Source organism: Streptococcus sp. HMSC072D03 (genome assembly GCF_001812855.1).
Taxonomy (GTDB): Bacteria; Bacillota; Bacilli; order Lactobacillales; family Streptococcaceae; genus Streptococcus; species Streptococcus salivarius_D.
In genome coordinates this window covers 130,349-145,799 of sequence record NZ_KV810691.1, presented here as the reverse complement: position 1 = coordinate 145,799, position 15,451 = coordinate 130,349, and the positions used below count along the sequence as shown (strand labels likewise).

General features: G+C 40.2%; 13 protein-coding genes. 6 read left to right on the top strand and 7 right to left on the bottom strand.

Features of this window, described 5'->3' with window-relative positions; translation table 11 throughout:
• Positions 1-401: 401 nt before the first annotated feature.
• A complete protein-coding gene (locus tag HMPREF2877_RS08845; protein WP_070579653.1) occupies positions 402-2,669 on the bottom strand; it encodes a Xaa-Pro dipeptidyl-peptidase in 2,268 nt (755 codons plus the stop codon).
• A 123-nt stretch (positions 2,670-2,792) separates the two neighbouring features.
• On the opposite strand from HMPREF2877_RS08845, the gene gla reads away from it, so the two are divergent.
• Positions 2,793-3,659: an aquaglyceroporin Gla gene (gene gla, locus HMPREF2877_RS08840; RefSeq protein WP_014632658.1), complete on the top strand. Its 867-nt coding sequence runs from the start codon at positions 2,793-2,795 to the stop codon at positions 3,657-3,659.
• An 87-nt stretch (positions 3,660-3,746) separates the two neighbouring features.
• Here the strand turns inward: gla and HMPREF2877_RS10740 are convergent, their stop codons facing one another.
• On the bottom strand, positions 3,747-4,325 hold the full coding sequence (locus HMPREF2877_RS10740) for a CPBP family intramembrane glutamic endopeptidase (protein ID WP_256262935.1): 579 nt from the start codon (positions 4,323-4,325) through the stop codon (positions 3,747-3,749).
• 264 nt (positions 4,326-4,589) lie between these two features.
• Here HMPREF2877_RS10740 and HMPREF2877_RS08830 point away from each other — a divergent pair, with 264 nt between their 5' ends.
• Genes HMPREF2877_RS08830 through HMPREF2877_RS08820 form a run of 3 tightly spaced genes read left to right on the top strand, consistent with a single transcriptional unit; the run spans position 4,590 to position 6,899 of the window.
• On the top strand, positions 4,590-5,345 hold the full coding sequence (locus HMPREF2877_RS08830; protein ID WP_004183351.1) for a CppA family protein: 756 nt from the start codon (positions 4,590-4,592) through the stop codon (positions 5,343-5,345).
• Positions 5,345-6,292, top strand: coding sequence for a serine hydrolase domain-containing protein (locus tag HMPREF2877_RS08825; RefSeq protein ID WP_014632661.1), 948 nt, complete (start codon positions 5,345-5,347; stop codon positions 6,290-6,292). The genes HMPREF2877_RS08830 and HMPREF2877_RS08825 overlap by 1 nt, the downstream gene beginning before the upstream one ends.
• Positions 6,276-6,899: a hypothetical protein gene (locus HMPREF2877_RS08820; RefSeq protein ID WP_070579652.1), complete on the top strand. Its 624-nt coding sequence runs from the start codon at positions 6,276-6,278 to the stop codon at positions 6,897-6,899. The genes HMPREF2877_RS08825 and HMPREF2877_RS08820 overlap by 17 nt, the downstream gene beginning before the upstream one ends.
• Before the next feature lie 55 nt (positions 6,900-6,954).
• On the opposite strand, the gene HMPREF2877_RS08815 is transcribed toward HMPREF2877_RS08820, so the two are convergent.
• The 5 genes from HMPREF2877_RS08815 to pflB all read right to left on the bottom strand — a co-directional run bounded on the left by HMPREF2877_RS08815 (position 6,955) and on the right by pflB (position 12,881).
• On the bottom strand, positions 6,955-7,407 hold the full coding sequence (locus HMPREF2877_RS08815; RefSeq protein WP_004183346.1) for a GNAT family N-acetyltransferase: 453 nt from the start codon (positions 7,405-7,407) through the stop codon (positions 6,955-6,957).
• 85 nt (positions 7,408-7,492) lie between these two features.
• Positions 7,493-8,275 (bottom strand): carbonic anhydrase, encoded by a 783-nt coding sequence (locus tag HMPREF2877_RS08810; RefSeq protein WP_070579649.1) that lies wholly within the window; start codon positions 8,273-8,275, stop codon positions 7,493-7,495.
• Between the two features lie 288 nt (positions 8,276-8,563).
• Positions 8,564-10,258 (bottom strand): oleate hydratase, encoded by a 1,695-nt coding sequence (locus tag HMPREF2877_RS08805; protein ID WP_070579646.1) that lies wholly within the window; start codon positions 10,256-10,258, stop codon positions 8,564-8,566.
• 14 nt (positions 10,259-10,272) lie between these two features.
• Positions 10,273-10,410, bottom strand: coding sequence for a hypothetical protein (locus tag HMPREF2877_RS11005; protein WP_004183341.1), 138 nt, complete (start codon positions 10,408-10,410; stop codon positions 10,273-10,275).
• Positions 10,411-10,568: 158 nt separating this feature from the next.
• Complete coding sequence (gene pflB / locus HMPREF2877_RS08800; protein WP_049553862.1) at positions 10,569-12,881, bottom strand: formate C-acetyltransferase; 2,313 nt, start codon at positions 12,879-12,881, stop codon at positions 10,569-10,571.
• A 267-nt stretch (positions 12,882-13,148) separates the two neighbouring features.
• Here pflB and dinB point away from each other — a divergent pair, with 267 nt between their 5' ends.
• Both dinB and HMPREF2877_RS08790 read left to right on the top strand, forming a co-directional pair.
• Positions 13,149-14,258: a DNA polymerase IV gene (dinB, locus tag HMPREF2877_RS08795; protein ID WP_045769047.1), complete on the top strand. Its 1,110-nt coding sequence runs from the start codon at positions 13,149-13,151 to the stop codon at positions 14,256-14,258.
• Between the two features lie 100 nt (positions 14,259-14,358).
• Positions 14,359-15,249: a hypothetical protein gene (locus HMPREF2877_RS08790; RefSeq protein ID WP_004183338.1), complete on the top strand. Its 891-nt coding sequence runs from the start codon at positions 14,359-14,361 to the stop codon at positions 15,247-15,249.
• Positions 15,250-15,451 lie beyond the last annotated feature (202 nt).

The following is a 15,451-nucleotide window of genomic DNA, read 5'->3' as shown; positions in this document are numbered from 1 at the left end:
GATGGGATTCTTTTTAGGTATTCCTCTAAGTAAGATTCTGGTTTTAACAGTACTTAGCAGTCTAGTAGAGATCTTGATGCATCTTTTCCTAAGTAAAAAATCTAAAGTTACTTTGGGTGATAAAGAGATATGGCATCAATACTTTTTATTCGTTAAGAAGACGCTGTGGTTCTCTATTTTATTAGTTGCAATTTTTCTTTTTTATTCGTTGACTAAATCTGACAGCTTAATGCCTTATTTTTACTGGCATATCTTTGTGTTGTTCCACTGTCTTGGCTACATCATTTGTTTAAATAACATTAAAATGAATCGTAAAAATTGAAGATTAAATCTTGTTTATTTTCACACAATAAAAAAATCCCATGGGAGTTCTCATCCTATGGGATTTTTTGCGATAAATACTAATAAGGCAATGTCATCTGACTTTGGCTTAGGTCCACGGTTAATTCGTAGTCACTATTGTCACGAATAGTGTGTTCAAAGTCTGTGGTATAGAGAACAAGTCGGAGTTTGTCGCCCTTGTTGAGTTTGTAGATGGTTGGTTGCAAGTCCAAACCGATAGTCATCCATTCATTTGGAGTGACATTCTCAATGCTAAGGAGGTTCTTGCGATTTTGCAGGTTAAGGTGTCCTTTGGTAATGACACGATATTTTGCCTGCTTGAATGGCAATTCACGTAAGGCTTCTTCCTTGAAGAGACGGCCGTTATCTAGATTCATGCGTTTGAGTGCGGGAATAGGTGCGAGATACTTCTTGTCACCCATTTCTAAAACTTGGGCCGAAATGAGACCACGGTTTGTGTTAGACTTAACCTTGAGCTCTAGGTGGACACGACCATTGATTTGGATATCTTGGTCCAGTTCAAAGTCCAAGGTAATGGCATTGGCTTTGTCTGCAAAGAGGTCATCCTTGAAGCTTTGGTAAGCTTTACCATATTTGGTGAAGGTTTCCTCTTCATAATGGTTAGCGATGCTAGCTTCAGTCTCACCAAACTGAATGTTTTTACCATTGTCGTGTCCAAAGTTATCGAGGACTTCCCAGGTCTGTTCAGACTGGTTATTTTGCCAGATAACAGTAGGCAGTGTGTAGCCATTCTCCAAACCAAGGAGTTTCTGACAAATCAAGGCGTTCATGCTTTCTCGGAAGTCAATAGACTGCCAAGCATTCATGTAAACGTGGGCACCATTGTGGAAGAAGAGGTGTTTTTCAAGAGAGTCTGGAAGAGCATTGAACATTTGATAGACGTTAATCGGTTTGACATTCCAGTCTTGGCTACCATGTGTAAAGACAACAGTAGCTTTAACACGATCTGCGAACTGCACATAGTTACGGTCATGCCAGAACTGGCTATAATCACCATGCTTACGATCAATGGCTGTGCTTAGCTCTTTGAGATAGGCTTGGTAGTCTTTTTGGTGGCGTAGGTATTCTCCAGCTAATAGGGCACGAGAATAGGTAAATTCAGTCAAGGTGTCGAGATCTTCACCAGGGTATCCTCCAGGACTGACGAGGAGTCCATTTTCACGATAATAGTCGTACCAAGAAGAAATACCTGCTTCAGCGATGACCATCTCCAAACCGTCGACACCAGTTGTAGCAAGGGCGTTGGACATGGTACCTAAGTATGAAAGTCCGGTAGTAGTCACCTTACCAGATGCCCAATCTGCAGTGATGGTATGCTGTCTGCTACGGCTAGTAAAGGCGCGTGCACGACCATTGAGCCAGTCAATGACAGCTTTATAGGCCAGAACTTGCTGATAGTCTCCAGAGGTCATGAAGCCTTCAGAATTGAAGGTACCGACACCCGACACATAGATAGAAGCCACACCACGAGCCAACATGTAATCGTTAAGCGTGTAGGTATCTGTGTGAGCAAAACGCTCCTGAGCCTTCGTGACAGGATTGATAGGCGTAAGGTCTGCCTCTGGTGTCTTGATTTCTGGTTGGTTAAGGGAGATTTCACCTGCTGGTTTGACGAGCAAATCACCTTCCATCTTGTGGGTAAGCTTATCTGAAGCAGGCTCATTAGTCCCTTGTTGATAAGGGCTTGCGGTCATCATGGCTGGAACTGGGAAGTCCACATTAGGACGTAAGATAGTCACTTTGACCAAGTCTAACTGCCCATCTTTATCGGTATCTACAGGTGTTTCAACATAAACCACCTCACGGTGAAGCTGATTAGTGTCAAATGTTGCCAAGCTCTTACCGTTAAAGAAGACGTAGTTATTATTTACAGGGATTAAATCCTGAGCTACTAACTGATCAATTAAGGTATTGCCAGACTGTGTGCGTGTTGCTAGCAATTGATGGAGGTTATTAAGGCTACCATCAAAAGTAATTGGGAAAGCCATTTCCTCTAGGAAAGCAACACTATCTGTAAAGTCTACATTAGGGACAAATCCTAGCATTTGAAGAGCTACCAAACCAAAGACGTCAGCAGTCAAAGGACGGTCTGATTGGAAGAAGGTTAGGAGATCAGTCTCTGTATCAGCAATCCAATTTTTCAAAGCTAAGTCGGTGTCTTCAAAGAAGAGGAAGGACTTACGAACAAAGGCTTCAAAATTATCCTTGGCACTAGCATTTGGAGAGACTTCAAAGCCCAGAGAATGGAGTTCCTGACAAGCCATTTCAGGACTTACTGGGATGTAACTAAACTGATTAAATTTCATACTTTAAAACCTCAAAAAAAGAATACGTAAACATTTCAGAAATATCTTTACATCAGACATTATACTTGATAAAATGATAGATGTCTAAATTATTGTAAAATGTGAAAGGAAATAAAGAGACAAATGAATGATTTTCTAAAAGAAGCGCTCAGTCATGATTGGATTATGAAGTACATTACTGAGTTTATTGGGACAGCTTTGATGGTTGCACTTGGTAATGGTTCGGTTGCCAATGTTGAGCTTAAAGGGACTAAGGGTAATAAGTCTGGATGGCTTGTTATTGGTTTTGGTTATGGTTTTGCGGTAATGATGCCAGCACTTATGTTTGGTGATGTTTCTGGTAACCACATCAACCCAGCCTTCACACTTGGACTTGCTGCATCTGGCTTGTTCTCATGGGTAGCCGTTCCAGGTTACTTGATTGCTCAACTTCTCGGTGCTTTCTTAGGACAAGCTATCGTGGTTTGGGTTCACCAACCTTATTATCTTCAAACTGAGAATCCAAACAACATTCTCGGTACCTTCTCTACAATCTCTGCTGTTGATGATAACTCAGACTCAGAGGAAAATCACAAACGTGCTTGGCTTAATGGTTTTGCCAACGAGTTCGCAGGTTCATTCCTTCTCTTCTTTGGTGCTCTTGCCTTGACTAATAACTACTTTGGTCACAAATTGGTCTCACAAGCAGTCCAATATGGGTATGATAAAGAAGCTGTAACAGGTCAAATGGCTAATGGTGCACTTGCGGTTGCCCACATCGGTGTTGGTTTCTTGGTTGCAGCCTTGGTTATTTCGTTTGGTGGTGCAACAGGTCCAGCTCTTAACCCAGCCCGTGACTTGATGCCCCGTCTTCTCCACCACATTTTGCCAACAACAGTTCTTGGTGAACACAAAGGTGATTCTAAATGGTGGTATGCTTGGGTTCCAGTTGTAGCTCCAATCTTAGCAGGAGTTTTAGCTATAGCTTTGTTCAAGTTCCTCTACCTTTAATCAATACAAAAAATCTGAAGTTAGTGCTTCAGATTTTTTTATGCTTAAAATTTTGAAAGTAATAAAAAACTGAGAAAATATTCTCAGTCACATTGGATTAGTCATTACTAGAATGGTAGCACCTAAGGTGTAAAGATTCCATAAAACATGAAGTGTGATACTTGCAGATAAGTTTTCTCTTTTTTGGTAGACCATAGAGAGAGCCAAGCCCATTCCGATATAAAGAGTGAGGTAGGCAAGATTAGTTGGCATATGAAAGAGACAAAAGAGCCCAGTGCTGACTAGCACAGCCGTTTTTGAATAAGGAGCTAACCAGGTGAAAATCCACTTGCGAAAGAGGATTTCTTGGAGGACGGCTGTCGTAATCATACCAATGGCTACAGGTAGGATAGGAATTGTTGTGAGCGTCTTTTGAAGTTCGGCATGGTAGTTGGTGTGGGTCAGTAACATGAGGTTACTTCCGATGAGTCCCATCAAGAAGATAATGGCAAAGCCCCAGATAATGGCTTTGATATCCTTTCGATTTAAGCTAAAGTTGTGAATCATACCCTCACTTTTAGCCCAAAGATAGGTAATATAAAAAATAATGAGGTTGACAGCGATAATCCCCAAGCTTTCTAGGTTAGTGAAGGTCAATCCAGTCTGATTGTTATATAAGGTTGTCATACCTAAGGTGATGTTTGGGATAGCTATCATCAGCAGTAAAAAAAATCCCTGATAGGCATGTCTAAATGCCAGATTATTGACAAGAGTTTTCATAGACTCTATTATACTCTAAAATGAGGGAAATGCTAGCCCAAAAGTGAAGATAATGTAATAGTTCATAATTTGTGTGAAAGAAAGTGAAAAAATTACAATACTGTTTTTTCTTAGGAAAATCCTTGTCACACAAGCTCTTTTCGGATAAAATAGAGAAGAATGGAGGTTGTCATGACGCAATCAGGGAATTTTAAGTTTCACACACCAATTTTTCGTGTAAATAACAGACAAGAAAATATTGATTTTTACCAAAATACATTAGGATTTAAGCTTTTAACTGAGGAAAATGCCCTTGCTGTCTTCACAGATTGGACAGACCGTAATTCACTTTTTGTGATTGAAGAGTCACCAGCATACCGTTGTCGTGCGGTTGAAGGTCCTAAGAAAATTAATAAAGTGGTCATTAAAGTTTCAAATCCACTTGAGATTGAGTACCTTTTGGCGCGTGATGATCACCAGGCCAAGGCTATTTTCCAAGGGGAAAAGGGCTATGCTTTTGAAACAATCTCACCTGAGAATGGTCTTATTTTGATGCATGCTGAAGATGACTTGTCTACTCTCAAGACAGTTGAATACGCAGATGTTGAAGAAAAAGAAGACTTCAAAGGAGTATCAGACTTTACGGTTGAGTCTTTGACCTTGAACGTTGTTGATACAGCCCAAGCAGCTTTCTTCTACGACAATCTTTTTGGCGAAGAATTGCCTTTGTCTATCCACTTTGAAAAAGCAGAAGGTCCTGACCTCCAAGTGAGTCCAGACCAGACTTGGGATTTGGAAATTCTAGAGTTTAAGGTGGCAGAAGACTATGACTTAGTTGCCTTGCATGATAAACTTGAAAAAGAACAGTTCTCTAGTTACCTAGACAGCAAAGGGAACTTGCTCGCACTCACTGACATGAGCAATATTGAGGTTTGGTTTACAAAGTAATGACTAATTTTCAACAAACATTGTCAACAATTACAGACTACATCAAGGCTGACATCTTTCCGGGTGCCAGCCTTGCACTTTATGACGGACAAGATTGGCAGGAGCATTATCTAGGAACTCAGGATGGAACTATTCCGGTAGTTCCAGGACTTACCTATGATCTAGCTAGTGTTTCCAAGGTAGTCGGAGTTGGGACCCTCTGTCTTTTCTACTTGCAAGCGGGAAAATTGGACTTGGATGAGAAACTATCGACCTATTATCCTGAAGTTGTGGATAAGACGTTAACCCTTCGTCAGCTTCTTTCTCACAGTAGCGGAATTGATCCTTTTATTCCAAATCGTGATGACTTAGACCAAGCTGGCTTGATTGCTGCTATTAATGCCATCAAAGTTAAGGCTGATAAACCTTTCTTGTATACAGATATAAATTTTATTCTCCTAGGTTTGATGCTTGAAAAAGTCTCTGGACAAACACTGGATAAGCTCTTTGACTCCGAGATTTTTCAACCGTTTGGTATGTCTGAAACACAGTTTGGCCCAGTTGAGGTAGCTGTTCCAACAGTTAAGGGGGTTACGGGAGGGACTGTTCATGATCCCAAGGCTCGAGTTCTCAAAGAACATACAGGTTCAGCAGGTCTCTTTTCAACACTAAAAGACTTAGAGATTTTTGTTAACCATTATTTGACGGATGATTTTGCTAAAAATATGACGCAGAATATCAGCCAATCCAACAAGGAACGCAGTGTCGCTTGGGACCTCCAAGGCGAGTGGATTCTTCACACTGGTTATACAGGTACCTTTGTGCTTATCAATATCCCTCGTCAACGTGCGGCGATTTTCCTCAGTAATCGTACTTACTACAAGGATGAGAGAGCTCAATGGATTAAGGACAGAGATGTTTTAATTGAGATAATGAAGAAGGAGCTGATTCGTGAAACGGTCGAGTAGACACTCCAAGGAAAGAAAGCTTATCCCTTGGTTTCTGAGTTTGCTCTTTTGCATGCTTAACGGGAGTAGTCTCTTTTTCTGTGGTATGTGTTTTACAGTGGTGATCATTTTTTTGACGACTAATAGAGATGTAAGCTCTTTTGTAGTTTTGGTATTTATTAGCTTGTTATCTAACCTTATTATTTCTTTTTATATTTTGATAAGAGAACTACTATACAAACTGATTCATTGCCTTGGGTATCGTGCCCAACCCGATTTAAAAGTCCTTCGTATGAGAAGAGGGTTTGATATTCATTTTCCTGTGTTTGAAAAGTATGGTCAAGACTATAAGTTACTCTACAAAAAGCGTTCCAAGAAGCTTCAAATAGAGTATTTGCTTATATGTTTAGGGTACTTTTGTGGACTCACTCATATTGTGATTGGTTACGCCTTTATACTCAGGAAAATTCTGGAGTCCTTAAAATTGACATTTACCGACTTTGCTAGATATCCTGCTTTTTTAGTTTATATGGTAACGATGATCGTTATCATTATGGGAAATCGTAGCTGGAAAAAAATCACAGAGACATTAAAAGCTAGAGAAAATGTAACAGTTCTGGCTGTCTAGCATGGATATCCTATATTTGCGGCAAAAGAAGAAGCTTAAGCAGTGGGTCAACTGCTTAAGCTTTTTTACTTAGTAAGGATTTTTCAACAGTAATGTGTTGGATACCAGCTTCTTCAAAGATGTTACCGACTTCTTGATAGCCATTATTGAGGTAGAACTTAAGTGCACTGAGTTGAGCATGGAGAGAAATAGTCTGGAAGCCTTGTTCTTGTGCAAAATCTTCAGCTTCTTTTAGGAGAATGCTCCCCAGACCTTGACCTTGGTAGGCATCGAGCACCGCCATACGTTGGAGGGTAAGCTGAGTCAAGTCTTTATTCGGTAGTAGGCGTACGGTTGCTGCGGCCTTGCCTTTGTCATCATATAGAACAAAGTGGATGCAGTAGGCTTCATTCGCATCAATCTCGATGGAGCGAGGAACACCTTGTCCCTTAACAAAAACAGTGTTTCGGATGGCTACGGCATCGAGGTAAGTTTCTGAGAGTGTATCTCTTGTATGTTTGATAATCATAGGGCAAGTGTAACAAAGTCTATAACTAATTGTCAACGAAAAAAAGCTCGATGAGAGGAGTTATCATCAAGCTTTTTATCTTGCTTTATTCTTTAATTTGTCGACCGTTTGTATCTTGGATAGGACGGTTATTTTCAAATCCAAGGGTTTGAGTGAATTTCTCCACTTGTTCCTTACTAACGGTTTCTTGATTCTTGAAGACAATCCAGTTAACACCCTCAGTACATGGTGGTGTTGTCAAGGAACCTTCGAAGTTGTAGTAGTCCTTGTCTTCAGGATAGAAATCATCTAGTGAGATAGGTTGAGACAACTCGGTTTCAGTATTAGCAGCCTGAGGCATCTTATCCCAGATTTGTTTTAAGGCTTGATTTTCATCGCCATAATTATAGAGAACTGAGACAACTGTGATTTTCCCATTATCAGTCTTGTAGACGAAGTGACCTTCTAGAGGATAAGTCTGACCATCAATTTCATTCTCACTAGGTGCGTGAAAATGGAACTGCTGTAATTTATAGACATCATCACCAATCGTTAGGGTATTCTTTGGATTTTTAAAGCTGACTTCAATTGTATGCCCGTTATTTTCAACTTGAGCCTCTGATTCTTGATTATTAAGGTTTAGTTCTGGAAGATCAATGTCCTCAGCACCGGTGATATTGATTGGAGATTGTTCTTTACCGTTTTTGCTGAGTTCATAATCTTTAGTAAGGTCACCCCAATGGTCTGGACCAGTAGCACCAGTATACCCCCATTGAACGTCCTTGGACTTTGAGGATTCGTTTTTTGTATCAGACTGGCAGGCTACGAGTAGGACAGTGCTTGCTACGAGAGAGACTAATCCAATTATCTTAAAACTTTTCTTATTCATTTGTCCTCCTTATACTCTTTAATCTTATAACAATGATAGTTTACGTGTTATTAGAAACTATCCGTTTGACAGTCATTGAGTATCGTTTCTCTAAGGTGCTTCTGTGAAGGAAGTGTCTGGAGATACCAAACGGAAACGCTTTTATTTTATATCTAATCTGATAAAAAGTCAAATGTAAATTATAGTAGATTTAGAAAAATATAATGAAAGCTGGTTTTTGCAAAAATAAAAAAACAGCAAACATTTTGAAATCATGATGTTTACTGTCTTTAATGTGTGTAATGATTCTTAATCGAACATTTTCTTTGCAGCTCTTAACAAGGTTTTGACATCTTTATCATAACGAGGTGTTTTCACCAAACGTGACATGGGGATACCAGCAAAATGGAAAGCTGCGATTTCTCCAGAACGAACAGCACTATTTTCTGTGAAAATCATTTGATAAGGTTGTTCGACAAATTCTCCAGTAAAGGCAAGGTTTGTTGAATGGTTTGGAATAACCTTAGGACGATCTGACTTGGCTCGATTGTTAAAGAGAGCAGAAGCATATGGCATATAGACAGGGATACAGTTAATAACACTGTCCATGATTTCCTCTTCTTTATCGCTGATATTGATAGGCCCTGGGTCTACCTTTGAAAGTTGTCCAATAAGTTCCTGGAGCATCTCTTTACCAGTCATTTCGATATAAGGTTTATCAATGATTTCCCCGTGACGACGAGGGTAGAGGAAGTATCCCCAAAGAACCGTTTCGTTTGGTTTTTGACTAGTGAAGTGAGGTTGGTGATGGACAACGATTGACATGGTTACATCTTTTTGACCGAGTGGTGTCACTGGTTCTGTAGAAATAAAGGAATTAAGGGCGTTGCCTGGTTCCTGAGTGGTAATACGAGCAATTTCGTTCAAGAAGAGATGATTTTTAGTAGTGAGAGTGAAACTTACCCATTCACTGGCATCACGATCAGCGAAGAATTTATCAGGATTACCAAGGTTATAAAAATGATCTGATGCCTTTTTCCAAAGACTTGAAGCAGCACCATAATCCATGTTTTCTGCAGCCGGAGTGTTGAAATCGCCTAGTGTTGCAGAGTCAGTAATCGAACCGTTTGTAAAGATGACTGCTGTATCGTCATCCACTGGTACGAACTCATTTTCATCAGTTTTAGTATTGACCATGTGAAGACCAGTAACAGTAATTTCGTCTTGCATCTTGCTGTCCTTGAATTTCCAGTCAACAACACGACGATTAAGGACTATGTGACAGCCCTCTTTTTCCAAGTAATTAATCAAAGGCTTCATGATGCTTTCGTATTGATTATAGCGTGTACGGTTAACACCAACTAAATGCTCAATCTGAGTGAATTCATAAATCATTTGGTGCATGTAACGACGAAGCTCTTGTGCAGAACTGCGAGTCCTAAAAGCGAATGTCGTTTCCCACATAAACCAAAAGTTACTTTCGAAAAACTCAGTATTGTCTTTGAAATAGTCAGCAATCGTGATGTTATCTAGTTTTTCTTCTTGTGAATCAGGCATCATAATTAACTGCGTAAGGAGCTTACGACTTTTATTATTCAAACCAAGCTTACCACCATCAACGATACCTTGTCCGCCTGTTAAGAGACGAGCCTTGTCATAGGTTGGGTGTGCGGCATCAAATTGGCGAGTATCCTCAGCAGCTGTAAGACCTGGTTCTGTCATTGAAGGAACCCGATCAAGCAAATCCATCAAGTCAACATAGGTACGGTAGTTAAGCATACGACCACCGCGAGCAATATAACCCTTTTGATTTTCCATCGGATGATTTTTATTCCAATAGTCATCCTTAACATCTTGGGTAGGGGAACCGTCGTTTGATCCGTAATTATCAAGAGCGTAGAAAGTGATTTGGTCTCCTGACCATTTACCTTCTTGAATGAGGTAAACAGCGGCAGCCATATTTGATAAACCAGCACCGATCATAATTGCTTTTTTCTTTTGCATGATAGTTCTCCTCCTTAATCCAACGTAGAATCAAATTCATCATATAAGGCACTATCGTCCTTGAAGAATTCAGATTTGTGGGCAAGGAATAAGACACTAGCTAGGACGCTAAGTGTGATTCCAAGACTAGTTTTGAAAAACACTTTTTTCATAATAATACCTTCTTTCAAATTCAGTTTGTATTATAGTCCTATCCATAATTATTAACAACTGTTAATGTAAGGTTTTGTACAGTTTGGTAGAAACTGTTTGAGAAACTAAGAAAAAACAAGCATCACTAGGATGCTTGTTTCTTGTTATATGCTTAGATTTATCCCAAAGCGTCGTCCATTGAAAGAACTTCGTGGAAGACACGTTGTGTCAATTCAGTTTTTTGTTCTGGAGTGAGGTATTTAGTGTTTACACAGTATCCAGAGATACGTACGATAACATCTTCACCGCTCATGATCTTTTCGTAAACATCTGACAAGTCCATAACGTTCAAGTTAACGTGTTGTCCACCGTTTTCGAAGTATCCGTCAAGGATAGTTACGAGGTTGTCAACTTGTTCGTCGTGAGTCTTACCAAGGGCACGAGGTGATACTTGAGTAGTAAGTGAGATACCGTCAGCTGCATAACCGAAGTCAAGGCTTGCAAGTGAGTTCAAGTTTTGCAACCATCCACCTTTAGCTTTGTTAGATGGGTTAGCACCTGGTGAGAAGAATTCCAATTTAGACAAGTTCACTGAACCATCTTCGTTGAGGTATACCCCTTTGTGAACTGGAGAGTTACCAGTTTGTTTAGAGTAAGCAACGTTAGAAGTGATTGTAAGAAGTGAAACTGTAGCTTCTGCATCTTTGTAGAGTTTGTGGCTACGAAGACGAGTAGTGTAAGCTTCGATCAACCATTCTGCCAATTCGTTTGAACGTGGGTCATCTTCACCCCAACGTGGGTATTCACCGATTGTTTCGTAGTCGTAGATGTAGCCATCTTCGTCACGGATTGGTTTAACTGTAGCGTATTTGATTGCTGACAATGTATCAACAGTGTTGGCGAAACCACAGATACCGAATCCCATGTTAGCACGTTGTTTAGTTGGCAAGAAGGCCATTTGAACAGCTTCGTAGTTGTACTTATCAGTCATGTAGTGGATGATGTTAAGGGCATCTACGTAAGTGTCAGTCAACCAGTCAAGAGATTTTTCGAAGTTAGCTTTAACAGTGTCAAAGTCAAGAACTTCGTCACGAACTGGTTCGATGTCAAATACTTTATAGTCTTTATGAACATCGTCGTAACCACCGTTCAAACCAGTAAGAAGGGCTTTAAGCACGTTAACACGAGCACCGAAGTATTGGATGTTGTGACGTTGTTCTTCGTTTTCTGGGTCAAGTGGTGATACACAACATGAGATACAGCTCATTTCACCGTATCCATCTTTAGCCATAGTAGTCACACCTTCATATTGGATAGAAGAGTGTTTGTGGCTCATGTGCATACAGTAGCGACGGAATGAGTAAGGCAATTTATCAGTCCAAAGAACTGTCAAGTTTGGTTCTGGAGAGTTACCGATGTTGTCAAGAGTGTTCAAGAAACGGTAGTCCATCTTAGTAACACGGTGACGTCCGTCAGCACCCATACCAGCCATAGAAGTTGTGATGAATGTTGGGTCACCTGAGTACAATTGGTCGTAAGCTTTTGTACGAGCAAACTTAACTGTACGAAGTTTCATAACGAAATCATCAACGAATTCTTGGATTTCTGATTCAGTGTAAGTACCACGAGCAAGGTCACGTTCTGCATAGATATCAAGAACGATTGGTACACGTCCAAGAGATGTAGCGGCACCGTTGATCACACGACATACTGCCATGAAGGCGATGTTTGTCCATTGGATAGCTTCTTTAGTATCGAAGGCTGGGCGACGAACATCTACACCGTAAAGGTCACCAAGGCGAACAACGTCTTGAAGTGCTTGGTATTGAAGGTTAACTTCTTCACGAAGACGGATAGTTTCTTCGTCGATTTCTTTGATAGCATTCCAGTCGTTAACTTTTTCTTGCATCAAGTAGTCAGCACCGTAAAGGGCAAGACGAGCGTAAACCCCGATGATACGTCCACGTGAGTAAGCATCTGGAAGACCAGTAACTGTGTGAGCGTGACGTGCACGACGGATGTTTGAAGTGTAAGCACGGAAGATACCATCGTTAACTGTAGTCACGTATTTTGTGAAAATTTCGTGTACAGCTGGGTCTGGTTCATAACCGTGTTCTTTCAAAGCAGTTTCCGCCATACGGATACCACCTTTAGGCATGAAGTTCAATTTGAAGAGCTCATCATTTTGGATACCATAGATAAGTTCATCTTCTTTTGAAATGTATCCTGCGTCAATGTCAGCGATTGAAGTTGGACGAGTATCCATTGGGAAGCGTCCTTCAGCTTCATAGCCTGCTTTAGTTTCATCTACGATTTTTTTAATTTTTAGAGAGCGTTCAGTTGGTCCTGCAAGGAAGCTTTCGTCACCATCATAAGGTGTGTAGTTTGCTTGAACGAAACGTGAAACGCTAGCTTTTTCTTTCCAGTCAGTTCCTTTAAAGCCTTCCCACGCTTTTTCAAAAACATCTGTGTTAGTTTTAACCGTTGCCATAGTTTGGATCTCCTATAATTCTAGTAACAAAATCATCTGTTACATTCTCTAGAAGTATTCTATCACACAGTAACCGCTTACACAACTTTAAAACTGCGTTTTTAGAGACATTCTTTTATAATACAGTTTCGAAAACGACAAATCTGTATTATAAATTTCTGTTTTTTGATAGATTTTGGTATCATAAGGGGAGAATGCTTTGTAGTCCCAAAGTTTTATGTGAAAAGCTTTACAATGAGATAAATCTGAGAAAGGAGGCAGGGAGCCATGTTAGAGTTTCCTCTAATAAATGATACCAGTCGGAAAATCATCCATATTGACATGGACGCCTTTTTTGCTCAGGTCGAGATGAGGGATGACCCCAGTCTTAAGGACAAACCGGTTATTATCGGTCACGATCCTAGAAAAACTGGGGGACGTGGTGTGGTATCAACCTGTAATTACGAGGCTAGAAAATATGGTGTCCATTCAGCCATGTCTTCTAAGGAAGCCTATGAACGTTGTCCTAATGCTGTCTTTATCTCAGGAAATTATAGCCATTACCGAGAGGTAGGGATGCAAATTCGTGAGATTTTTAAACGCTACACCGACTTGGTAGAGCCTATGTCTATCGACGAAGCCTATCTTGATGTGACGATAAATAAGCTTGGTATCAAATCGGCGGTTAAGGTAGCCAAACTTATCCAGTATGATATCTGGCAGGAACTTCACCTGACTTGTTCAGCAGGGGTTTCCTACAATAAATTTATCGCCAAACTAGCCTCTGATTTTCAAAAGCCTGCTGGTTTGACGGTGGTGCTTCCAGAGGAAGCTCAGGAATTTTTGGGAAAGCTACCTATTGAAAAGTTTCATGGGGTAGGTAAAAAGTCAGTTGAACGTCTTCATGACATGGAAATATACACCGGTGCCGATCTTCTGAAGATTCCTGAGATGACGCTGATTGATCGTTTTGGACGTTTTGGATTTGATCTCTTTCGAAAGGCTAGAGGGATTTCCAATAGTCCTGTTAGGCCCAATCGTGTCCGTAAATCTATTGGAAGTGAGCGAACCTACGGCAAACTTCTTTATAATGAAGATGACATCAAGGCTGAGTTGACTAAGAATGCTAGGCGGGTAGCTGAAAGTGCTCAGAAAAATAAAAAAGTCGGTCGAATTATTGTCATCAAGGTCCGTTATTCGGATTTCTCGACCTTAACCAAGCGTATGACCTTGGACAAATCGACTCAGGATTTCGACACCATCGAAAGGATTGCCCATACCATTTTTGATCAATTAGAGGAAAATAGCAGCGGTGTTCGCCTGCTCGGTGTGACGCTGACGGGTCTGGAAGATCAAGAAGGCAGGCAATTGGACCTAGATGATTTGGAGTCATTATAATAGTAGAGTTTTGATTTTTTCTTTTGGAAAGTGACTTTGAAGAATCATCAGACCTATGCTATCTTAAAGAGTAACTAAAAGAAATGAGGGAATAATATTAATGAAAAAAGTTCTTACCTATTTAGGACTGATTCTAGCAGCTTGCTTGGTTCTCGTAGCTTGTGCTTCCAATAAACCAGCTGAGAAGAAAAAAGCGACACCAACTCCGACAGAACGTGCCAAGGCTGATGCGACAGTTTTAATTGATACTATGCTTGGAAAATCTAGTAACGGTTTTTCAAAACTCTACGGTGAAAATTACGAAACCTGGACTGAAACGAATGTTTTTGAAAAACAAGTTGCAGATACTATCGAAGAAAAGGGGTATACACCGGAAGACAAGTATACGTTTAAATACATTGAAGGTTATGATGCCAAGACTCCAACCCAAGTGCTTTCTAAGTTCCTCAAGGTCCGTCGTAATATGATTGGTAAGATTCAGGACTATAAGCTGAAAGATGTCAAAGTTAAAGGAAATGAAGCGACAGTTACCTTTACTTCACGTTCTGTTAGTGCCTATGGTGCTGCAGCTGCTGTTCGTACTCTCCTTATGAGTCTCTATGACAACGATATTGACAAGTTGAAACAATGGAATCAAGCTGATAACAACGATGTGGAAAAAGGTAAAGCCAAAGATCTCACAACGAAATTCCTTTATGGTGAAAACTTTAACGGAGATTTGACACAATTTAAGGATATTGATAAAGAAATGGCCTATACACCTTTGACAGGTGCTGATAATCTAGAAAAGACCTTCAAGCTAACCAAAGATGATGGAGGCAACTGGACGATTTCTATAGAAGATTATAAAGAGCTTGCCGAAGCCTTGGTTGACCATGATGAATCAGGAAGCAGAGCCGTTTACGCTGAACGTATCCATAAGAATTTATCAGATTATCAACCTGAAGACAGTAGCGATTCAAGCAGTAAGTCATCAAGTAAGGGAAAATAGAGTTTTATTGCATTTGATGTTAAACATGTACGGAAAGCTTTTTTGGACGAGAAGAGTTGTCACACCAGTGGCAGCTCTTTTCTTATTGTTCGTTGTATCGATTCCCCTATAACCATTTTCTATCACCACTTAGGTTTTTATTATTAGACGACTAAGGATGAAGATGATAAACTGTTATCACTAACTATTAATGAAAGTATCG

Bases quoted from the DNA above. Each gene is read 5' to 3' on its own strand.
- HMPREF2877_RS08825 (WP_014632661.1), top strand. From the start codon at position 5,345: ATGACTAATTTTCAACAAACATTGTCAACAATTACAGACTACATCAAG.
- HMPREF2877_RS10740 (WP_256262935.1), bottom strand. From the start codon at position 4,325: ATGACAACCTTATATAACAATCAGACTGGATTGACCTTCACTAACCTA.
- pflB (WP_049553862.1), bottom strand. From the start codon at position 12,881: ATGGCAACGGTTAAAACTAACACAGATGTTTTTGAAAAAGCGTGGGAA.
- HMPREF2877_RS08790 (WP_004183338.1), top strand. From the start codon at position 14,359: ATGAAAAAAGTTCTTACCTATTTAGGACTGATTCTAGCAGCTTGCTTG.
- HMPREF2877_RS11005 (WP_004183341.1), bottom strand. From the start codon at position 10,410: ATGAAAAAAGTGTTTTTCAAAACTAGTCTTGGAATCACACTTAGCGTC.
- dinB (WP_045769047.1), top strand. From the start codon at position 13,149: ATGTTAGAGTTTCCTCTAATAAATGATACCAGTCGGAAAATCATCCAT.
- HMPREF2877_RS08815 (WP_004183346.1), bottom strand. From the start codon at position 7,407: ATGATTATCAAACATACAAGAGATACACTCTCAGAAACTTACCTCGAT.
- HMPREF2877_RS08830 (WP_004183351.1), top strand. From the start codon at position 4,590: ATGACGCAATCAGGGAATTTTAAGTTTCACACACCAATTTTTCGTGTA.
- HMPREF2877_RS08805 (WP_070579646.1), bottom strand. From the start codon at position 10,258: ATGCAAAAGAAAAAAGCAATTATGATCGGTGCTGGTTTATCAAATATG.
- HMPREF2877_RS08845 (WP_070579653.1), bottom strand. From the start codon at position 2,669: ATGAAATTTAATCAGTTTAGTTACATCCCAGTAAGTCCTGAAATGGCT.
- gla (WP_014632658.1), top strand. From the start codon at position 2,793: ATGAATGATTTTCTAAAAGAAGCGCTCAGTCATGATTGGATTATGAAG.
- HMPREF2877_RS08810 (WP_070579649.1), bottom strand. From the start codon at position 8,275: ATGAATAAGAAAAGTTTTAAGATAATTGGATTAGTCTCTCTCGTAGCA.